This is a genomic window from Vibrio sp. 10N.239.311.G01 (genome assembly GCF_041465805.1).
GTDB classification, from domain to species: Bacteria; Pseudomonadota; Gammaproteobacteria; order Enterobacterales; family Vibrionaceae; genus Vibrio; species Vibrio crassostreae_C.
This window is the reverse complement of sequence record NZ_JBFSRM010000010.1, coordinates 95,855-110,102: the sequence shown is the minus strand read 5'-3', so window position 1 is coordinate 110,102 and position 14,248 is coordinate 95,855. Positions and strand designations below refer to the sequence as shown.

The window sequence follows — 14,248 nt, the reverse complement described above, 5'->3', positions numbered from 1 at the left end:
AGGCAACGATGTCTAAATATAGCCAATTGAAACAACGTGTTTTAGAAGCCAATTTGCAACTTCCGAAATACGGTTTGGTGACATTTACTTGGGGTAATGTCTCTGAGTTTGACCGTGTTAACGGAGTGATAGCGATTAAACCATCAGGTGTCGAATACAGTGATATGACGGCTGAAGACATGGTGGTCGTCGATCTCGAAGGCAAGGTTGTTGAAGGGAAACTCAATCCTTCAAGCGATACCGCAACGCACTTAGAGCTCTATAAAGCTTTCCCTGAAGTGAGTGGCATTGTTCACACGCATTCACGCAGTGCCACCATTTGGGCACAAGCGGGTATCGACATCCCAGCCTTAGGCACCACTCACGCTGATTATTTCTACGGTGACATCCCATGTACACGTCGATTGTCTCACTCTGAAATTTCTGAAGAGTACGAGAAAAATACTGGCTTGGTGATTATTGAAGAGTTCAAGCAACGTCGAATCGATCCAATGGCCGTTCCAAGTGTGATTGTTGCAGGACATGCGCCGTTCTCTTGGGGCAAAGATGCCAACGACGCCGTTCATAACGCGGTGGTATTAGAAGAAGTGTCGGCAATGGCGTTGGCAACGCGCACCTTGAATAGCGGCATCAAAATTCAGCCAGAACTATCCGACAAACACTACTTACGTAAGCACGGTGAAAATGCTTATTACGGCCAACAGTAAATCGGATTTCGTTTAAGTAAGTCGTTTCTATTCGAAGTAGCTTCAATATTGATTAGGCCCGACTTCAGGGAATAAGTAGAGGACTCTATGTATAAAGTGCTGGCGTTAGATCTCGATGGAACCGTGTTAAAGGATGATCACACGATTCATCCAGAAGTAAAAAAGGCGATCCAAGAAGCCAAACAAAGTTGTCATGTCGTGATTGTGACTGGTCGACACCACACAGCAGCACGACCTTATTACTACGAATTGGGGTTAGATACGCCAATCATTTGCTGTAACGGCACTTATGTTTATGACTATCAAACTGAAACGGTATTGACTCAAAACGCCATAGAGAAAGATAAGGCACTTACTTTCATTAACATGGCTGACGAGTTTCAGCTCAAGATGGTGATGTATATAACTCATGCCATGACGTACTCACAGTACAACCCATTTGCCTACATGTTGGCATTGGAAAGCTGGGCTGAAACGGCACCAGAGCAACATCGCCCACAAATTTACCAAGTGGAATCATTCATAGAAACAGCTCAACAAGCTGAACACGTTTGGAAGTTTGTGGTAGAGGGGAGCCAAGATTCCGTCGACCGTTTAATGCAACACCCATGGATAGGAGAGAACTTCAACGGTGAGCGTTCTTGGTCAAACCGAATCGACTTTGCTGCAAAAGGTAACAGTAAGGGCCTACGCCTTGCTGAATACATCGCAGAACTCGGTTATCACGCCGATGACGTCATTGCCGTCGGTGATAACCACAACGACATATCCATGATTAAGTACGCCGGATTCGGTGTAGCGATGCTCAATGCTGATGACATCGTCAAATCACACGTTCAACGCGTGTGCTCAACAGATAACAACCATGATGGCTTAGCCCGTCTAATACGTGAACAAATTAAAGGATAACAACATGACTAAACCAATGATTCAGATCGCCCTAGACCAAACAAATCTTCCTGCCGCAATTGAAGTGGCAAACAACGTTGAAAGCTTTGTTGATGTGATTGAAGTGGGCACTATTTTGGCTTTTGCTGAAGGTATGACAGCGGTTTCTACCCTTCGTAAAAACCACCCAGACCATATCCTTGTGTGCGATATGAAAACCACCGATGGCGGCGCAATTTTGGCTCGAATGGCATTCGAAGCGGGTGCTGATTGGATAACCGTTTCTGCGGCTGCACACATCGCAACCATTGGTGCGTGTAAGAAAGTCGCTGACGAATTTAACGGTGAAATACAAATCGAAATTTACGGCAATTGGACAATGGACGATGCTCAATCTTGGGTCGACCTAGGTATCTCTCAAGCTATCTATCACCGTTCTCGTGACGCTGAATTAGCTGGTGTGGGCTGGACTGAAGAAGATCTTGTGAAGATGCGTGCATTGTCTGAAATGGGCATCGAGCTTTCTATCACAGGTGGCATCGTGCCTGAAGACCTTTACCTATTTGAAGGCATTAAAGCGAAAACCTTTATTGCAGGTCGCGCACTTGCGGGTGAAAAAGGTAAAGAAACAGCAGAAGCACTAAAAGCTCAGATCGACCGTTACTGGAATTAGGAGGCGTTATGTACCAAAACTTATTACGCCACCGAGTAGGGCTTTATGAGAAGGCCCTACCTAACGAACTCAGCTGGGAAGACAAACTGGCAACAACCAAAGAGCTCGGCTTTGATTTTCTTGAGATATCGGTAGATGAATCAGACGAGCGCCGTAGCCGTTTGGATTGGAATGACGATGAAGTGTATGTCTTACGTCGCCTGTGTGAAAAGCATGGTGTACCGCTGCAATCCATGTGTTTAAGCGCGCATCGCAAGTTCCCATTTGGATCTGCAGATCCGGTGATTCGTGAACAAGCGGCTATCCATATGGAAAAAGCGATCTCACTCGCTTACAAATTGGGTATTCGTACCATCCAATTGGCTGGGTATGACGTTTACTACGAGCCTGCGGATAAGGTGACTCACCAGAGGTTCATTGAAGGCATGAAGCTTTCTGCGCAGTTGGCGGAAAGGTCGGGCGTTATGCTCGCTGTGGAGATCATGGATACCGATTACTTGAACTCTTTGAGCAAGTTTGAAGTACTGAGTCGTGAAGTCAATTCACCTTATTTCACGGCGTACCCAGATGTGGGTAATATCTCCGGTTGGAATTACGACATAGTAACGGAACTGAAGTTGAGTAAGCCCCATATCACTCAGATTCACCTCAAAGACACTTATAAAGTGACTGACGAATACAAAGGTCAATTCCGAGACCTAGTAATTGGTGATGGTGAAGTCGACTTCAATGCCATTTTTGAAACGTTGAAAGAGACTGAGTGCGTCGTACCACTCGTGATTGAGATGTGGGCTCAAGATGAACGTTGGAAAGAGAATATCCTTACGGCACAAAAACGACTGAATGATGTTTGTGTGCAAACGGGTGTTCCGATGTTGTTTGACCACTAACTCTACTTAGAATTATTAACTAGTTTCTCTTTGCGTTCTCGGTGCTCCTAACGAAAAGAGAAAATGCAGCATATTGCCCCCCAATATGCTGCATTTTTATATCAACATGTCGCTCTAAACTGTTGAAGCTGAGGTTATGTCAATTTCGAAATAGTGGCTGTTCTTAAACAGCAATAGTCACATGATCACGGCCCACTTCAGCCATCTGAATCAGGTAGTCTGTGTGGTACTTCTTTTTGATGACGATTTGGCTACCGATTTCAGCAACAATCTTTACCACTTCCAACGCATCAGAAGGATGCAATGAAGAGTCTTTTGAAATTTCGATATTAACGCCTAAATTTGCCAATTTGATGATGTCGCTAGAATGCATGGTCATGTCCAAGGTATTTGATTTTGGTGGACTATATCATCTTCAATTTATGCATCTCTAGTTCGTTTAAGTAAAAATGGGTGAGATGTGCTCAAAATATGATTTCAATAGTAAAACAACGGCTTTTATTGCATCACTTCGGTTAATTGTCGGATTGTTGAATAAGATCATATTAAGAAGATCATGAATAGGTTTTATCTAGTGCGATTAGTACTATGAGTCTCAAAACAGATGAGAGATTGACGATGCCAAAGTTAGATAAATATAAAGGAATTATTTTTGATCTCGATGGGACTCTGGTCAATTCTATGGTGGCACATGCTCATGCATGGCAACAAACTTGTGAGAAGTTCGGCATTCCCTACGACAAAGAATGGTTAGATCAACTTGGTGGAATGCCATCGAGAAAAGTCACGCAAGAGCTCCTAAAGCGTTACGACCTAACATTGGATGCCCAGGAAATCACCTCGGATAAAATCGCCAACTTCGAAGCCATTGAGCACAAAGGCGATGTTATCCCTGAAACTTATGCGCTCTTGCAGCAACAGTATCAATTGAAAAAAATTGGAATTGGCACTGGTGCGCAGGCAAAGCATGCGAGGGCGATTCTCAAGACGACGGACATCCCTTCAATGATACGCACAATAGTGACTTCGGATGACGTAGAAAATCATAAACCTAACCCAGATACTTTCTTGAAAGTCGCAAGGCAGCTAGAACTTGATCCGACGGATTGTGTGGTATTTGAAGATACGATCATTGGGCAACACGCTGCAACGGCTGCAGGTATGGATTGTTATATGGTCGAGGATGGGCGCATAACCCAGTTTGTTCCAGCTAGCTAAACAGAATTTAACGATACAAAAATAACTAGGAAAACAATGAAACAATATCTTATCGCACCTTCGATTCTTTCTGCTGATTTGGCTCGCCTTGGTGAGGACGTAGAACGTGTTCTCGCGGCTGGGGCTGATGTTATTCATTTTGATGTTATGGATAACCACTATGTACCCAACCTGACTTTTGGTGCGCCAGTATTAAAAGCACTACGAGATTTTGGAATTACAGCGCCGATTGACGTGCATTTAATGGCAAAGCCTGTTGATCAACTGGTGCCTCAATTTGCTGAAGCGGGTGCGACGATGATTACGTTTCATGTAGAAGCGTCAGAGCATGTTGACCGTACTTTACAGTTAATTAAAGAGCACGGGTGCCAAGCCGGAGTTGTATTAAACCCTGCAACGCCGTTGAGTCATCTTGATTACATCATAGATAAAGTTGACCTGATATTAGTGATGTCGGTGAACCCTGGCTTCGGCGGTCAATCTTTCATCCCAGCTACGCTTGATAAGCTACGTTCAATCCGATCACGCATTAATGAATCTGGGCGTGATATTCGCTTAGAAGTCGATGGCGGTGTGAAAGTTAACAACATAAAAGAGATTGCTGAAGCGGGTGCGGATATGTTTGTTGCTGGCTCGGCTATTTTTGATAGTGAAGATTATGGACAAGTCATCGGTTCAATGCGCTCGGAGTTGGCTCAATTGAATTAAGTTGTGTACCTATTGCCGTACAAAGGCTCGAAGTGTTCTGTGTATCAGGCTTCGGGCTTTTTTTTGTATCTAATGGATGTTGATTGAATGAAAAATTACGTGGAGTAAGCAGAGGTTTCGAGGCGTTGTTTGGTTGGTGTGCTCTTCAATTGGAGTTTAGATTGTTGTGTAATAAAACTACAGTTATTATTGACTTTGGTCACATAATGGCGCAAAATTGACCTCAGATCACACAACGATGAGAACACAGTATGAACGCTACAGTAATCACAAATGAAAACAACGCATCACTAGCAAAACCTTCAGTAATGAATGAAGTTCTATTTTTTGCTAAGTCTACCGTTATCATGGGTGCAATTATCCTACTTGTTGCTTCTGCTTGGGTTTAATTTCTTAAATAAACCTGCGTTAAGTGTGATCAGTGGTGGTGATTAGCCACTCACTGACACAAATTAATATCAGAAGCATTACATCCATTCTCTGTATCTTTTTTCTCACCTCTAAGCCATTCAGGCCGAATTTCTCGCTATCGATTGCCCCCTAAACTTCTTTACTTCTTCAAGCCAAGCGACGTATCAAACCGATGGTTCAAATACGATGTTTTAAGCTCGCCCAATACAAAGCCACCATCAATAGATACGCTAATGTAGGCGCAATATAACTCGTGCTCAGCGACATCTCATCAATCAAGCTCGCCTGTGCGAATGGCAAAATAACCCCTCCAATGGAACACATGATTAGAATCGCTGCCCCTTGTGAGCTTTGCTTACCGGACGCATGTAGCGCTTGTGCGTAAATGATAGGGTAGAGAGCTGAATTACATAGCCCGATGAAAAGCATTAAATAGCCTATCCAAACATGATTTTGATACATCGCAATGGCACTAATCAAAGCTGCAATTACGCAAGACAGTGAGAATAGATAATGTTTGTTTACTGTATTGCCGAACTTTGCGAATAGCACTCTGCCAACAAACATGAATACCCAATAAAGAGCGATGATCTGTGTTGCGGATACCAAACCAAGGCCGCCATATTGCTGATCGGCAAGGTACGTAATAGTAAAGGTTCCAAAACTGACCTCGACACCTATGTACAGCAAGAGTACCAACGCTAACTTCATAAATTGCTGATTTTTAATTAGAAGTGTTAACCCTCGCCAAAAGCCGGTCATCTGTTTTGGTTTGATATCTGGAAGCGTCATTTTGCTAAAAAATACCAACAAGCCGAAAAAGAACAGGGCGATGAGTAAGAACAGATACGACACTTGATGGGCGGTGTTGTCGACGTTAAAACTTGTCGCCACGAGGATCACTGCGGTAAGTACTAACGGGCCAAGCACAGTGCCAACGGAGTTCGATGCTGTCGCCACACTTTGACGTATAACGCTCTTATCAGGTGTCGAGAGTAGTGATACGTAAGGTGAACTCACAACTTGAATGGCCGATACTCCTGAAGCCATCAACAAGATACCAAGCAGGGTTGTAACCAGTTGTTCTCCTCGGACCAAATATGCCATCGTTAGGCAGCCGAAAAGGCACCACATCAAGCAGAACTTCAATGTACTTCTATAACCCACTTTCGCCATCACAAATGACGTTGGAAGCGAAACTGTTATTCGCGTTATAAAAAAGGCCATGGGGAAGAGCATCGCCATTTTATAATCGAGAGAGAAAGCTTCTTTGTAATAGGGAATGAGGGAGTTACTTGAAACGGTAATGAGTCCCCAGATAAAAAATATCAGAGACAGCAAAACCAGTGGGGCATCTTTTAACGGGAATACTTTCATAGTGATTCCTTATCAATAGCGATAAAAAAAGCAGAAGATGATCTTCTGCTTTTCGATTGAGACTTTACGGTGTATTGCCTATTCAGCCGTTAATCACGAACAAAATTGATGTGATGAACATGAATTTTGTATTTCTCAATAATCACTTTGGTCGCATGCATACTTTTGATTCGTTGCTCAGAATCTAAAGCCGCTGCCATTGCTGACTCGTTCTCGTAACTGTGTTGCATCATAAGCAGTAGGTTTTTATGGCTTTCAGTTTCAATCGCTTCAGGCTTATTCAGCGTTAACCCTTGGTTATTCGGGAATGTGCGAATAATAGGCGCGACTTCATTTTCCATGTATTGATAGAAGTCTTGCTTTTGTTCTTCAGTTAAATCAGCTTCAAAAAAAGCGGTGCGAAAAATAGTCATGGTCGTTTCCTTACAGTTCAAAGCCAGATTGGTTTGCGATAGATTTCAATGTTGCTTTCGCTTGTTTGATATCTTCGAACCAGTTGTCATTTTGAGCCCACATTTCAATCACTAATGGTGCGCTGTAATCAATTTCAGCAAGTGTTTTGAAAATAGCAGGGAAGTCGACTTGGCCTTCACCAATCACCAGATCTCTGAACTGACCTTTACAGGTTTCTGAAACTCGTAACGTGTCTTTAAGGTGAACTTGTACTAGGTGATCGCGGCTCAATTTTAGCTCGGTACACACGTCGTAGTTCCAACCAGAAATATTACCTACGTCTGGGTAAGCCATGAAGTAAGGTGATGGGATTTCACGCTTAAGTACTTCAAATTTGCTCAGAGAGTTAAGGTACGGGGTATCCATGATCTCCACACCTAACATGATGCCTGCACGCTCCGCCATTTTGGTGGCTTGTTGCATGCCTTCAATGAAGCGAGCGTGAGTTTCAGCGGATTGCGGCTCGTAATACACGTCGTAGCCCGCCATTTGAATACAACGAATACCCAGTTTGTATGCTAATGAAATCGCTTTCTCCATGATGATCAGCGATTCCGTGCGAATAGCTTCATCCATAGAACCAAATGGGAATTTACGGTGCGCGCTTAAACACATCGATTGGAAAGGCACTTGGTGCTTTTCACAAAGGCGACGAAGCTCGTAAATTTCTTCATCAGACCAATCCAAACGAGCGCGTCGCTCATCGGTCTCATCGACAGAAATTTCCACAAAGTCGAAGCCCGCTTCTTTCGCGTGAATCAGGCGCTCTTCCCAAGTAAGGGAAGTTGGCATCGCTTTTTCGTAAATACCTAATCTGAATTTGTTTTTAGAATCAAACATTCTTTTTCCTTAAAAGAGTTGTTGTTCTATACGCGTTGTAATGTCTTGAATTCTGCTAGCAATTTCTTCGTAGCCGAGTGCTTTCATTTTGGGCGTAAGCGACGAGACACTTACCGCGTATACAGGAGATTTGTTCTTGTCAAAAATAGGAACAGCAACACAAGAGATACCCGCTTCGTTCTCTTCATCATCAAGCGCATAACCACGCGCTTTGATTTTATCGAGAACATCAAAAAACTGAGACTTATCGAGAATCGTATTCTCAGTTAACGGCTTCATCGTGCTGACATTGCGTTGCCAGTAGGTTTCTCGAACGCTCTCTGAGCTGAATGCGAGGTAACATTTACCTGCAGCAGAGCAGTACATTGGTGAATGCAGCCCGACGTAGGTTCGAGTTCTAAAGGCAGAGTTAACGGGTTCGAACTTGTCTTTAAAAATGATGTTGTCAGCATCAAAAGAGAGAAAGTTAACCGTTTCATTCACATCGTCGAGCAGTTCAGATAGATATGGCTTAACCGTGCCAGTGACATCAGAGTTGATAGCAGCATGTCCTAGCTGAACCAACTTCATTGTTAAGCGATATTCTTTACCTGAACACATTTGAGCAACATAACCAGAGGCTTCAAACGTCGCTAAAATACGGTGGACAGAAGACTTGTTGAAGCCTGTCCCTTCAGACACTTTTTGTAGAGAAACTCCATTCGGGTAGTTCCCAAGGAATTCCAATACAGTCAGTGCTTTAGACAACGATTTAATTTGCTCACTCATATATGTGCTACCAGTGTTTACCTATTTCAGTATGGAAGTTTTCTGCGATGTCACGGCCATTGCTACCGGCTAATGCACGACCAGCAATAAATGACTTTGCAGACAGATTCTTAAACAAATGCAGATCGTCTGGCACAATACCACCAGTTATGGATAGTTCAATTCCAATATCCGATAATTTCTGCATTTTTATCAAATCTTCTTCGGTCCAGCTCACACCTGCGAGCTCAGCATCACGTGAGCGGTGATAAATTGCTTGTTTAATACCCATGTCGACCCATGCTCTTGCGTCGTCTAGAGTCCAGTGTCCATAGAGCTCAATTTGTACCTCGCCACCAAATTCGTCAGTCACTTTTTTGGCTGAACGTATTGTTTCGATATGAGCCGCTGCACTCACGGTTACCCAGTTGGCCCCCGCTTCCATTGCTAGACGCGTTAAAATAGCGCTGGCATCGGTGATTTTCATATCACACACAATGATGTGGCTTGGGTATTTTTCTCGTAGGATTCTTACGCTATCTACGCCGTGGGCGAAGGCTAAAATCGTCCCGATTTCAATCACATCTAACTTATCTGCAACATGCTCTATTGAGGCTAATGCAGTGTCGATATCATTGGCATCAAGTGCCATTTGTAATAAGGGCTTAGACATTCATTTCATCCTCAAATTGTTTGAACAACTGCACCAGTCTTTGATAGTGCTTATATTTTGTTTGGTATAGGTCGTAATGTTCAGGATTTGGTTCAACACGTGATGCAGAATTGGTAATGGCTTGCGTGCATTCTTCTAGTGATGTGAATTCGCCTGCTCCCACCATCGCCATCATGGCTGCGCCTAATGAGCCCGTTTCATCAACGTCTGATATTTCAACCGTCATACCGGTTAGGTCAGCCAGCATTTGCATCCATACAGGACTAGACGCAGGGCCGCCGGTCACTTTCAATACGTTTGCTTTCGGAAAACGCTGGCGCATACGTTCAAGATGTATGTTGTGACAGAACAAAATACCTTCCCAAATCGCTTGAATCAGGTGACCTTTTGTATGGTGCGATTGCAGCCCGTAGAAGCCTGACTTCAAGCCGAGACCTTGGTTAGAACCGTAAAGAAATGGCACGAAATAGAGGCTGCTTGATGCCGTGTCTAATGCTTCAACTAATGCTTGGTTTTGCTGGTGGTCGAGTTGACCATTGTCACCAAGGTAATCGGCGAACCATTCGTAATTGCCCGCTGAGGTAGGGCTTGCTTCATGAATGATGTATTCACCATCGACAGCGTAATGGCCATAGACAAAGTTGTGCGTCTCTTGAGTGACTTGCTTTGAGATACCAGACGTGACCGCCCAAGTACCCATTACGTAATTCAGAGTGTCTTCAGAAGAGTTGATTCCAGAACAAATCGCGGTTGATACCACATCAAACAACCCGCCAAATACAGGAGTTCCAAGTGCAAGACCTGTCTCTGTTGCGACTGCCGCGGTGATTTTTCCTGCTTGTTGCTGAGGTTTCACAACCGGAGGGAGCGCATCCCAAACTTCTTCGATACCAAATGTTTTTAAAAGGGCTTTGTCATACTCACCAGTGATGGAGTTGAAAAAGTTACTTTCTGAAATATTGGTTAGTTCCGCGGCCACTTCGCCCGTTAGACGATAGCGAAGATAGTCGTGAGACATCATCACTGCGCCAATGTTGTTATAGCGTTCTGCATCGTTGTCTTTGATCCAACGAATGATAGAAACCGGGTGACCTGTCCAAAGTGTTTGCAGTGTGGTTGGGTAGATCTCTTGTGCTTTGCCTTGTTCGAGCCACTCTTTAACAATAGGTAGCGAACGCGAGTCTGAAGACATAATGCCATGACCAAGGTTTTGTCCCGTTTTATCAAGCAGATAAACGCCTTTGCCTTGGGCTGAAATACTTAAGCCTTTGATGTCTAATGGATCGACTTTTGTGGTATCTAGAAGCTGTTTAATGACGTCGACCGCGTTTCCCCATAAGGCATCAAGATCGCGTTCTACCCAGCCTTGCTTCTCGTTAATGACGCTCGCCGATACGCGAGCAAGGCCTTGTTGCTCACCTTTTTCGTTAAACAACGCGGCTTTCATAAAAGTGCCGCCAGAATCAATTCCAATGTAGTAATTCATTACTTGGCTTCCAGTAAATCGTTGTGAATCTTCACCACCAGTTTTCTTACTGGTTGGCTGTCATCATTTTCAATATTGGTGATGTGCACGATATTTGGCGTGAACAAATAAAATTGATTGCGTTTTGCATGGATGAAGCTCAGTTCAATTCCCGGATATTCGTAGAATTGAAGATCACGTTCTTGGTTATAAGGCTGCGCGTTGCTGTGTTCGCCTGTATCGATTGCCCAAGCCATCACCTCAGAACCTTCCAGAATGATCTGCAGATCAGAATGGTATTTATGGACTTCAGGTTGGAAGTTACCTAGTGGCTCTTTGTCATATTCCAGTACAACAAACCATGCCTGTTTTGAATCAAAACCTGGCAGTTCATGGCGACCTAGAGCGAGTTGTTCTTTGTCGATGCTGTTCAAGTACTCAAGCACGTTTTGAATAACGACAGGATACGATTTACTGATTTGAGTAAGTTGAGTATTTCCGACTAACATAAAATTCTCTTATAAAATAAACGGCTATCAAGAAACGAGCAGGGTTAGGTAAATAAGCGGTGTAAGAGTTCAGCGAGCCCTGTCTCATCATCGTTATTTTTTTGTGTGATCAGGTTCGCAGCACCCTTTACCGTGTCGTCGGCATTTTGCATCGCGACGCCGAGCCCAACGACCTTAAGCATTGAGATATCGTTATGGTTGTCTCCTACGGCGATGCACTCATCTAGATCGATCCCTAGAGGTTCGATGTAGCGAGTCAACGCATTACCTTTGCTGTTTCCCGTTGCGGCGAAATCGACCCGGTCAATCCAAGACCGTTCGCCATTGAAGTTCTCTTTTACGAAAGGAACCTCGGCAAACGTGTTTACTTCGCCTTCCACAACAAATTTCCACACATAGTCAGAGCTTTGAGCCTCATACTGGAAATCGTCGACTTTTTGAATATTGGGGCGTTGGCTTTCCGGGAAGGTTTGAGACCACGTCAACAGGGCTTCCATGTATTCAATTGGACGAGCTCTTGAATAGAGCATGGCATCACGAACGTACATCACCATCTTTAAGTTATGTGCTTGAGAAAGCGTAATAAATTCGGCTGCGATGGCCTTGTCTATGGCGTTTTCTTGAATGACAGTATCGTTCTGATAATCAAAGATGTAAGTGCCGTTGCAACAAATTATTGGGGTCGATAAGCCAAGCTGGTTGTAATAAGGCTTCGCCGCAACATGGTGGCGCCCGGTAACGATAACCACATGAGTGTGCTGAGCGATCTGTTTGATCGTCTCGACTAACTCTTGGCTAATCGTGTGCTGTGAATTAAGAACGGTACCATCGAGATCGAGTGCCAATAGCTTGTGCTTAGATGACTGATGCGTAAACAGCTGATCCATGTGTGAAACCTTACTTCTGTCCGTAGTATGAGTTCTTACCGTGCTTACGGTTGTAGTGCTTATCGAGCAGTTCTGGTTGAATAGCGACTTCTGGGCTGATTGAGCGAGTGGCGGTTGCCATAGCTGCAATCTCTTCCATTACTACCGCGTTGTGCACTGCGTCTGAACCATCTTTGCCCCATGTGAATGGCGCATGGCCCGCGATGATCACGCCTGGCATTGCTTGTGGGTCGATATCACGTTGGTTGAATTCTTCAATGATCACTAAGCCCGTATTTTTCTCGTACTCAGACTCAATTTCAGATTTAGTGAGTAATCGAGTACAAGGGACATCGCCGTAGAAGTAATCGGCGTGTGTTGTGCCTAGTGCTGGAATATCTCGGCCTGCTTGTGCCCAAATGGTCGCGTTGCGAGAGTGCGTATGAACAATGCCGCCAATGTTTGGGAAGGCTTTGTAAAGCTCAACGTGGGTTGCTGTGTCACTTGAAGGGTTTAGCTTGCCTTCAATACGGTTGCCTTCTAAATCCAGTACCACAATGTCGTCTGCCGTCATTACATCGTATTCCACACCAGATGGTTTGATGGCAATAACGCCGCGTTCGCGGTCAATCTCAGAGACATTGCCCCATGTGAAAGTAACTAAGCCATATTTAGGAAGTTGTAAGTTTGCTGCGAACACTCGTTCTTTTAATTCTTGATACGCGTTTGGTTCTTGAGACATGGTATTTGCCTATGTTGTATTGAGTTGAAGTACGAGTTGATTGCCTAGCTAAATTCTTAGCCAAAAACGCGCTAGGCAATCGCACTCAATCGCGTTACTTAGTGGCTAGCTTGATCTTGTTGATCATGACATCGCCATTTTTCTCGATGTAAGCGCTCCATACTGGCTGAATTGCTTGTTGGAAAGCTGCGCCATCAACATCACGGTTTACTTGCATACCGTTCGCTTCTAGCTGAGCAATCATCTTGTCTTCTTTCTGGATGCTTAGCTCTCGCTGCATTGCCACGGCTTCAGCAGAAACCTCTTCGATGATTTTTTGCTCTTCCTCAGTTAGCTTGTCGAACTTACGTAGGTTCATAGTAAGAACCAGTGGCGAGTATGCGTGTTGTGTAAGGCTTAGGTATTTTTGTACTTCATCAAATTTGAAAGACAGCGTTACAGAAATTGGGTGGTCTTGAGAGTCAACAACGCCTGTTTCAAGTGCAGTATAAAGTTCAGATACTGGAAGTTGCTGCGGGTTAGCCCCTAGTTCATTGAACATGTCATTCAGTGCTTTCGAGCCGTTAACACGCATTTGTAGGCCTTTTACATCTGAAGGTAGACGAATCGGCTTCTCGTTGTTGGTCATGTTGCGGTAACCATTTTCTGGGAAACCAAGGCCTTTAAGACCGAATTTCTCGAAGTTCGCTAGCACTTCTTTACCCGGTTCGCCGTCTAGTACTTTGTAGGCTGTTTGACGATCTGGAAACATGAATGGGAGTGTGAATGCTGCTGATTCAGGCATTAGACCGTTGTAGTTGTTTAGGCCAACCATCGCTAAATCAACGATGCCAGCGCGTGAGCCATCGATCATTTGCTTATCACTGCCCAGTTGACCTTGTGGGTATACGTTTACTTTGATTTCGCCGTTTGAACGAGCTTCTACTTCTTTCTTAAAGAACAAAGATAGGTCTTGTTGCAAATCTGACTCTGGTGCAGCGTGCGCCAGTTTTAGAGTGGTTGTTGCAAGCGCGTTTGAGCTCAATGCAATCGTTGAAGCAAGTAACGTAAGTTTTAGTAGGGATTTCATTATTATTTTCTC

At 44.1% G+C, this 14,248-nt stretch carries 18 protein-coding genes; 7 read left to right on the top strand and 11 right to left on the bottom strand.

The genetic code is table 11. The annotated features are described in order from the left end of the window. Positions 1–8 precede the first annotated feature (8 nt). From AB6D06_RS10385 to AB6D06_RS10370, 4 genes are all read left to right on the top strand, one after another. Positions 9–707, top strand: a complete 699-nt coding sequence (locus AB6D06_RS10385; RefSeq protein ID WP_017064003.1) for an L-ribulose-5-phosphate 4-epimerase — start codon at positions 9–11, stop codon at positions 705–707. 87 nt (positions 708–794) lie between these two features. Next, positions 795–1,616, top strand: a complete 822-nt coding sequence (locus AB6D06_RS10380; protein WP_372100609.1) for a pyridoxal phosphatase — start codon at positions 795–797, stop codon at positions 1,614–1,616. A gap of 4 nt (positions 1,617–1,620) precedes the next feature. Then, positions 1,621–2,268 carry a 3-keto-L-gulonate-6-phosphate decarboxylase UlaD gene (locus AB6D06_RS10375; protein ID WP_017064001.1) on the top strand — a complete coding sequence of 216 codons (648 nt, stop codon included), beginning with the start codon at positions 1,621–1,623 and terminating at the stop codon, positions 2,266–2,268. 8 nt (positions 2,269–2,276) lie between these two features. Then, positions 2,277–3,158 carry an L-ribulose-5-phosphate 3-epimerase gene (locus AB6D06_RS10370; protein ID WP_017065671.1) on the top strand — a complete coding sequence of 294 codons (882 nt, stop codon included), beginning with the start codon at positions 2,277–2,279 and terminating at the stop codon, positions 3,156–3,158. A gap of 163 nt (positions 3,159–3,321) precedes the next feature. Here the strand turns inward: AB6D06_RS10370 and AB6D06_RS10365 are convergent, their stop codons facing one another. Next, positions 3,322–3,531 carry a hypothetical protein gene (locus AB6D06_RS10365; protein ID WP_009845895.1) on the bottom strand — a complete coding sequence of 70 codons (210 nt, stop codon included), beginning with the start codon at positions 3,529–3,531 and terminating at the stop codon, positions 3,322–3,324. A gap of 245 nt (positions 3,532–3,776) precedes the next feature. Between AB6D06_RS10365 and AB6D06_RS10360 the strand changes: the two genes are divergently transcribed. From AB6D06_RS10360 to AB6D06_RS10350, 3 genes are all read left to right on the top strand, one after another. Beyond that, complete coding sequence (locus AB6D06_RS10360; protein ID WP_017060914.1) at positions 3,777–4,376, top strand: HAD family phosphatase; 600 nt, start codon at positions 3,777–3,779, stop codon at positions 4,374–4,376. A gap of 36 nt (positions 4,377–4,412) precedes the next feature. Next, positions 4,413–5,084 (top strand): ribulose-phosphate 3-epimerase, encoded by a 672-nt coding sequence (rpe, locus tag AB6D06_RS10355; protein ID WP_102332372.1) that lies wholly within the window; start codon positions 4,413–4,415, stop codon positions 5,082–5,084. Positions 5,085–5,335: 251 nt separating this feature from the next. Next, positions 5,336–5,473 carry a hypothetical protein gene (locus AB6D06_RS10350; RefSeq protein ID WP_009845892.1) on the top strand — a complete coding sequence of 46 codons (138 nt, stop codon included), beginning with the start codon at positions 5,336–5,338 and terminating at the stop codon, positions 5,471–5,473. 199 nt (positions 5,474–5,672) lie between these two features. Here the strand turns inward: AB6D06_RS10350 and AB6D06_RS10345 are convergent, their stop codons facing one another. The 10 genes from AB6D06_RS10345 to AB6D06_RS10300 all read right to left on the bottom strand — a co-directional run bounded on the left by AB6D06_RS10345 (position 5,673) and on the right by AB6D06_RS10300 (position 14,236). Then, the gene (locus AB6D06_RS10345) at positions 5,673–6,872 is read right to left on the bottom strand and encodes an MFS transporter (protein WP_102332373.1); all 1,200 of its coding nucleotides are present in this window, start codon (positions 6,870–6,872) and stop codon (positions 5,673–5,675) included. An 89-nt stretch (positions 6,873–6,961) separates the two neighbouring features. Beyond that, positions 6,962–7,285 carry a hypothetical protein gene (locus AB6D06_RS10340; RefSeq protein WP_108155357.1) on the bottom strand — a complete coding sequence of 108 codons (324 nt, stop codon included), beginning with the start codon at positions 7,283–7,285 and terminating at the stop codon, positions 6,962–6,964. Positions 7,286–7,295: 10 nt separating this feature from the next. Next, positions 7,296–8,165 (bottom strand): L-ribulose-5-phosphate 3-epimerase, encoded by an 870-nt coding sequence (locus AB6D06_RS10335; protein WP_372100607.1) that lies wholly within the window; start codon positions 8,163–8,165, stop codon positions 7,296–7,298. Between the two features lie 9 nt (positions 8,166–8,174). Next, positions 8,175–8,933 carry an IclR family transcriptional regulator gene (locus tag AB6D06_RS10330; RefSeq protein WP_017058872.1) on the bottom strand — a complete coding sequence of 253 codons (759 nt, stop codon included), beginning with the start codon at positions 8,931–8,933 and terminating at the stop codon, positions 8,175–8,177. Between the two features lie 7 nt (positions 8,934–8,940). Beyond that, a complete protein-coding gene (locus AB6D06_RS10325; protein WP_017058871.1) occupies positions 8,941–9,585 on the bottom strand; it encodes a 3-keto-L-gulonate-6-phosphate decarboxylase UlaD in 645 nt (214 codons plus the stop codon). Then, positions 9,578–11,071, bottom strand: a complete 1,494-nt coding sequence (locus tag AB6D06_RS10320) for an FGGY-family carbohydrate kinase (RefSeq protein ID WP_017058870.1) — start codon at positions 11,069–11,071, stop codon at positions 9,578–9,580. The genes AB6D06_RS10325 and AB6D06_RS10320 overlap by 8 nt, the downstream gene beginning before the upstream one ends. Further along, positions 11,071–11,559, bottom strand: a complete 489-nt coding sequence (locus AB6D06_RS10315; RefSeq protein ID WP_017058869.1) for a YhcH/YjgK/YiaL family protein — start codon at positions 11,557–11,559, stop codon at positions 11,071–11,073. Before AB6D06_RS10315 ends, AB6D06_RS10320 begins: the two co-directional genes overlap by 1 nt. 44 nt (positions 11,560–11,603) lie before the next feature. Then, entirely contained in the window at positions 11,604–12,446 is an 843-nt protein-coding gene (locus AB6D06_RS10310) for a Cof-type HAD-IIB family hydrolase (protein ID WP_372100604.1), read from the bottom strand. A 10-nt stretch (positions 12,447–12,456) separates the two neighbouring features. Then, complete coding sequence (locus AB6D06_RS10305) at positions 12,457–13,167, bottom strand: L-ribulose-5-phosphate 4-epimerase (protein ID WP_017058867.1); 711 nt, start codon at positions 13,165–13,167, stop codon at positions 12,457–12,459. A 94-nt stretch (positions 13,168–13,261) separates the two neighbouring features. Further along, on the bottom strand, positions 13,262–14,236 hold the full coding sequence (locus AB6D06_RS10300; protein WP_017058866.1) for a DctP family TRAP transporter solute-binding subunit: 975 nt from the start codon (positions 14,234–14,236) through the stop codon (positions 13,262–13,264). Positions 14,237–14,248 lie beyond the last annotated feature (12 nt).

Coding starts and splice junctions, on each gene's coding strand:
- AB6D06_RS10385 (WP_017064003.1), top strand. CDS start 9: ATGTCTAAATATAGCCAATTGAAACAACGTGTTTTAGAAGCCAATTTG.
- AB6D06_RS10380 (WP_372100609.1), top strand. CDS start 795: ATGTATAAAGTGCTGGCGTTAGATCTCGATGGAACCGTGTTAAAGGAT.
- AB6D06_RS10375 (WP_017064001.1), top strand. CDS start 1,621: ATGACTAAACCAATGATTCAGATCGCCCTAGACCAAACAAATCTTCCT.
- AB6D06_RS10370 (WP_017065671.1), top strand. CDS start 2,277: ATGTACCAAAACTTATTACGCCACCGAGTAGGGCTTTATGAGAAGGCC.
- AB6D06_RS10365 (WP_009845895.1), bottom strand. CDS start 3,531: ATGCATTCTAGCGACATCATCAAATTGGCAAATTTAGGCGTTAATATC.
- AB6D06_RS10360 (WP_017060914.1), top strand. CDS start 3,777: ATGCCAAAGTTAGATAAATATAAAGGAATTATTTTTGATCTCGATGGG.
- rpe (WP_102332372.1), top strand. CDS start 4,413: ATGAAACAATATCTTATCGCACCTTCGATTCTTTCTGCTGATTTGGCT.
- AB6D06_RS10350 (WP_009845892.1), top strand. CDS start 5,336: ATGAACGCTACAGTAATCACAAATGAAAACAACGCATCACTAGCAAAA.
- AB6D06_RS10345 (WP_102332373.1), bottom strand. CDS start 6,872: ATGAAAGTATTCCCGTTAAAAGATGCCCCACTGGTTTTGCTGTCTCTG.
- AB6D06_RS10340 (WP_108155357.1), bottom strand. CDS start 7,285: ATGACTATTTTTCGCACCGCTTTTTTTGAAGCTGATTTAACTGAAGAA.
- AB6D06_RS10335 (WP_372100607.1), bottom strand. CDS start 8,165: ATGTTTGATTCTAAAAACAAATTCAGATTAGGTATTTACGAAAAAGCG.
- AB6D06_RS10330 (WP_017058872.1), bottom strand. CDS start 8,933: ATGAGTGAGCAAATTAAATCGTTGTCTAAAGCACTGACTGTATTGGAA.
- AB6D06_RS10325 (WP_017058871.1), bottom strand. CDS start 9,585: ATGTCTAAGCCCTTATTACAAATGGCACTTGATGCCAATGATATCGAC.
- AB6D06_RS10320 (WP_017058870.1), bottom strand. CDS start 11,071: ATGAATTACTACATTGGAATTGATTCTGGCGGCACTTTTATGAAAGCC.
- AB6D06_RS10315 (WP_017058869.1), bottom strand. CDS start 11,559: ATGTTAGTCGGAAATACTCAACTTACTCAAATCAGTAAATCGTATCCT.
- AB6D06_RS10310 (WP_372100604.1), bottom strand. CDS start 12,446: ATGGATCAGCTGTTTACGCATCAGTCATCTAAGCACAAGCTATTGGCA.
- AB6D06_RS10305 (WP_017058867.1), bottom strand. CDS start 13,167: ATGTCTCAAGAACCAAACGCGTATCAAGAATTAAAAGAACGAGTGTTC.
- AB6D06_RS10300 (WP_017058866.1), bottom strand. CDS start 14,236: ATGAAATCCCTACTAAAACTTACGTTACTTGCTTCAACGATTGCATTG.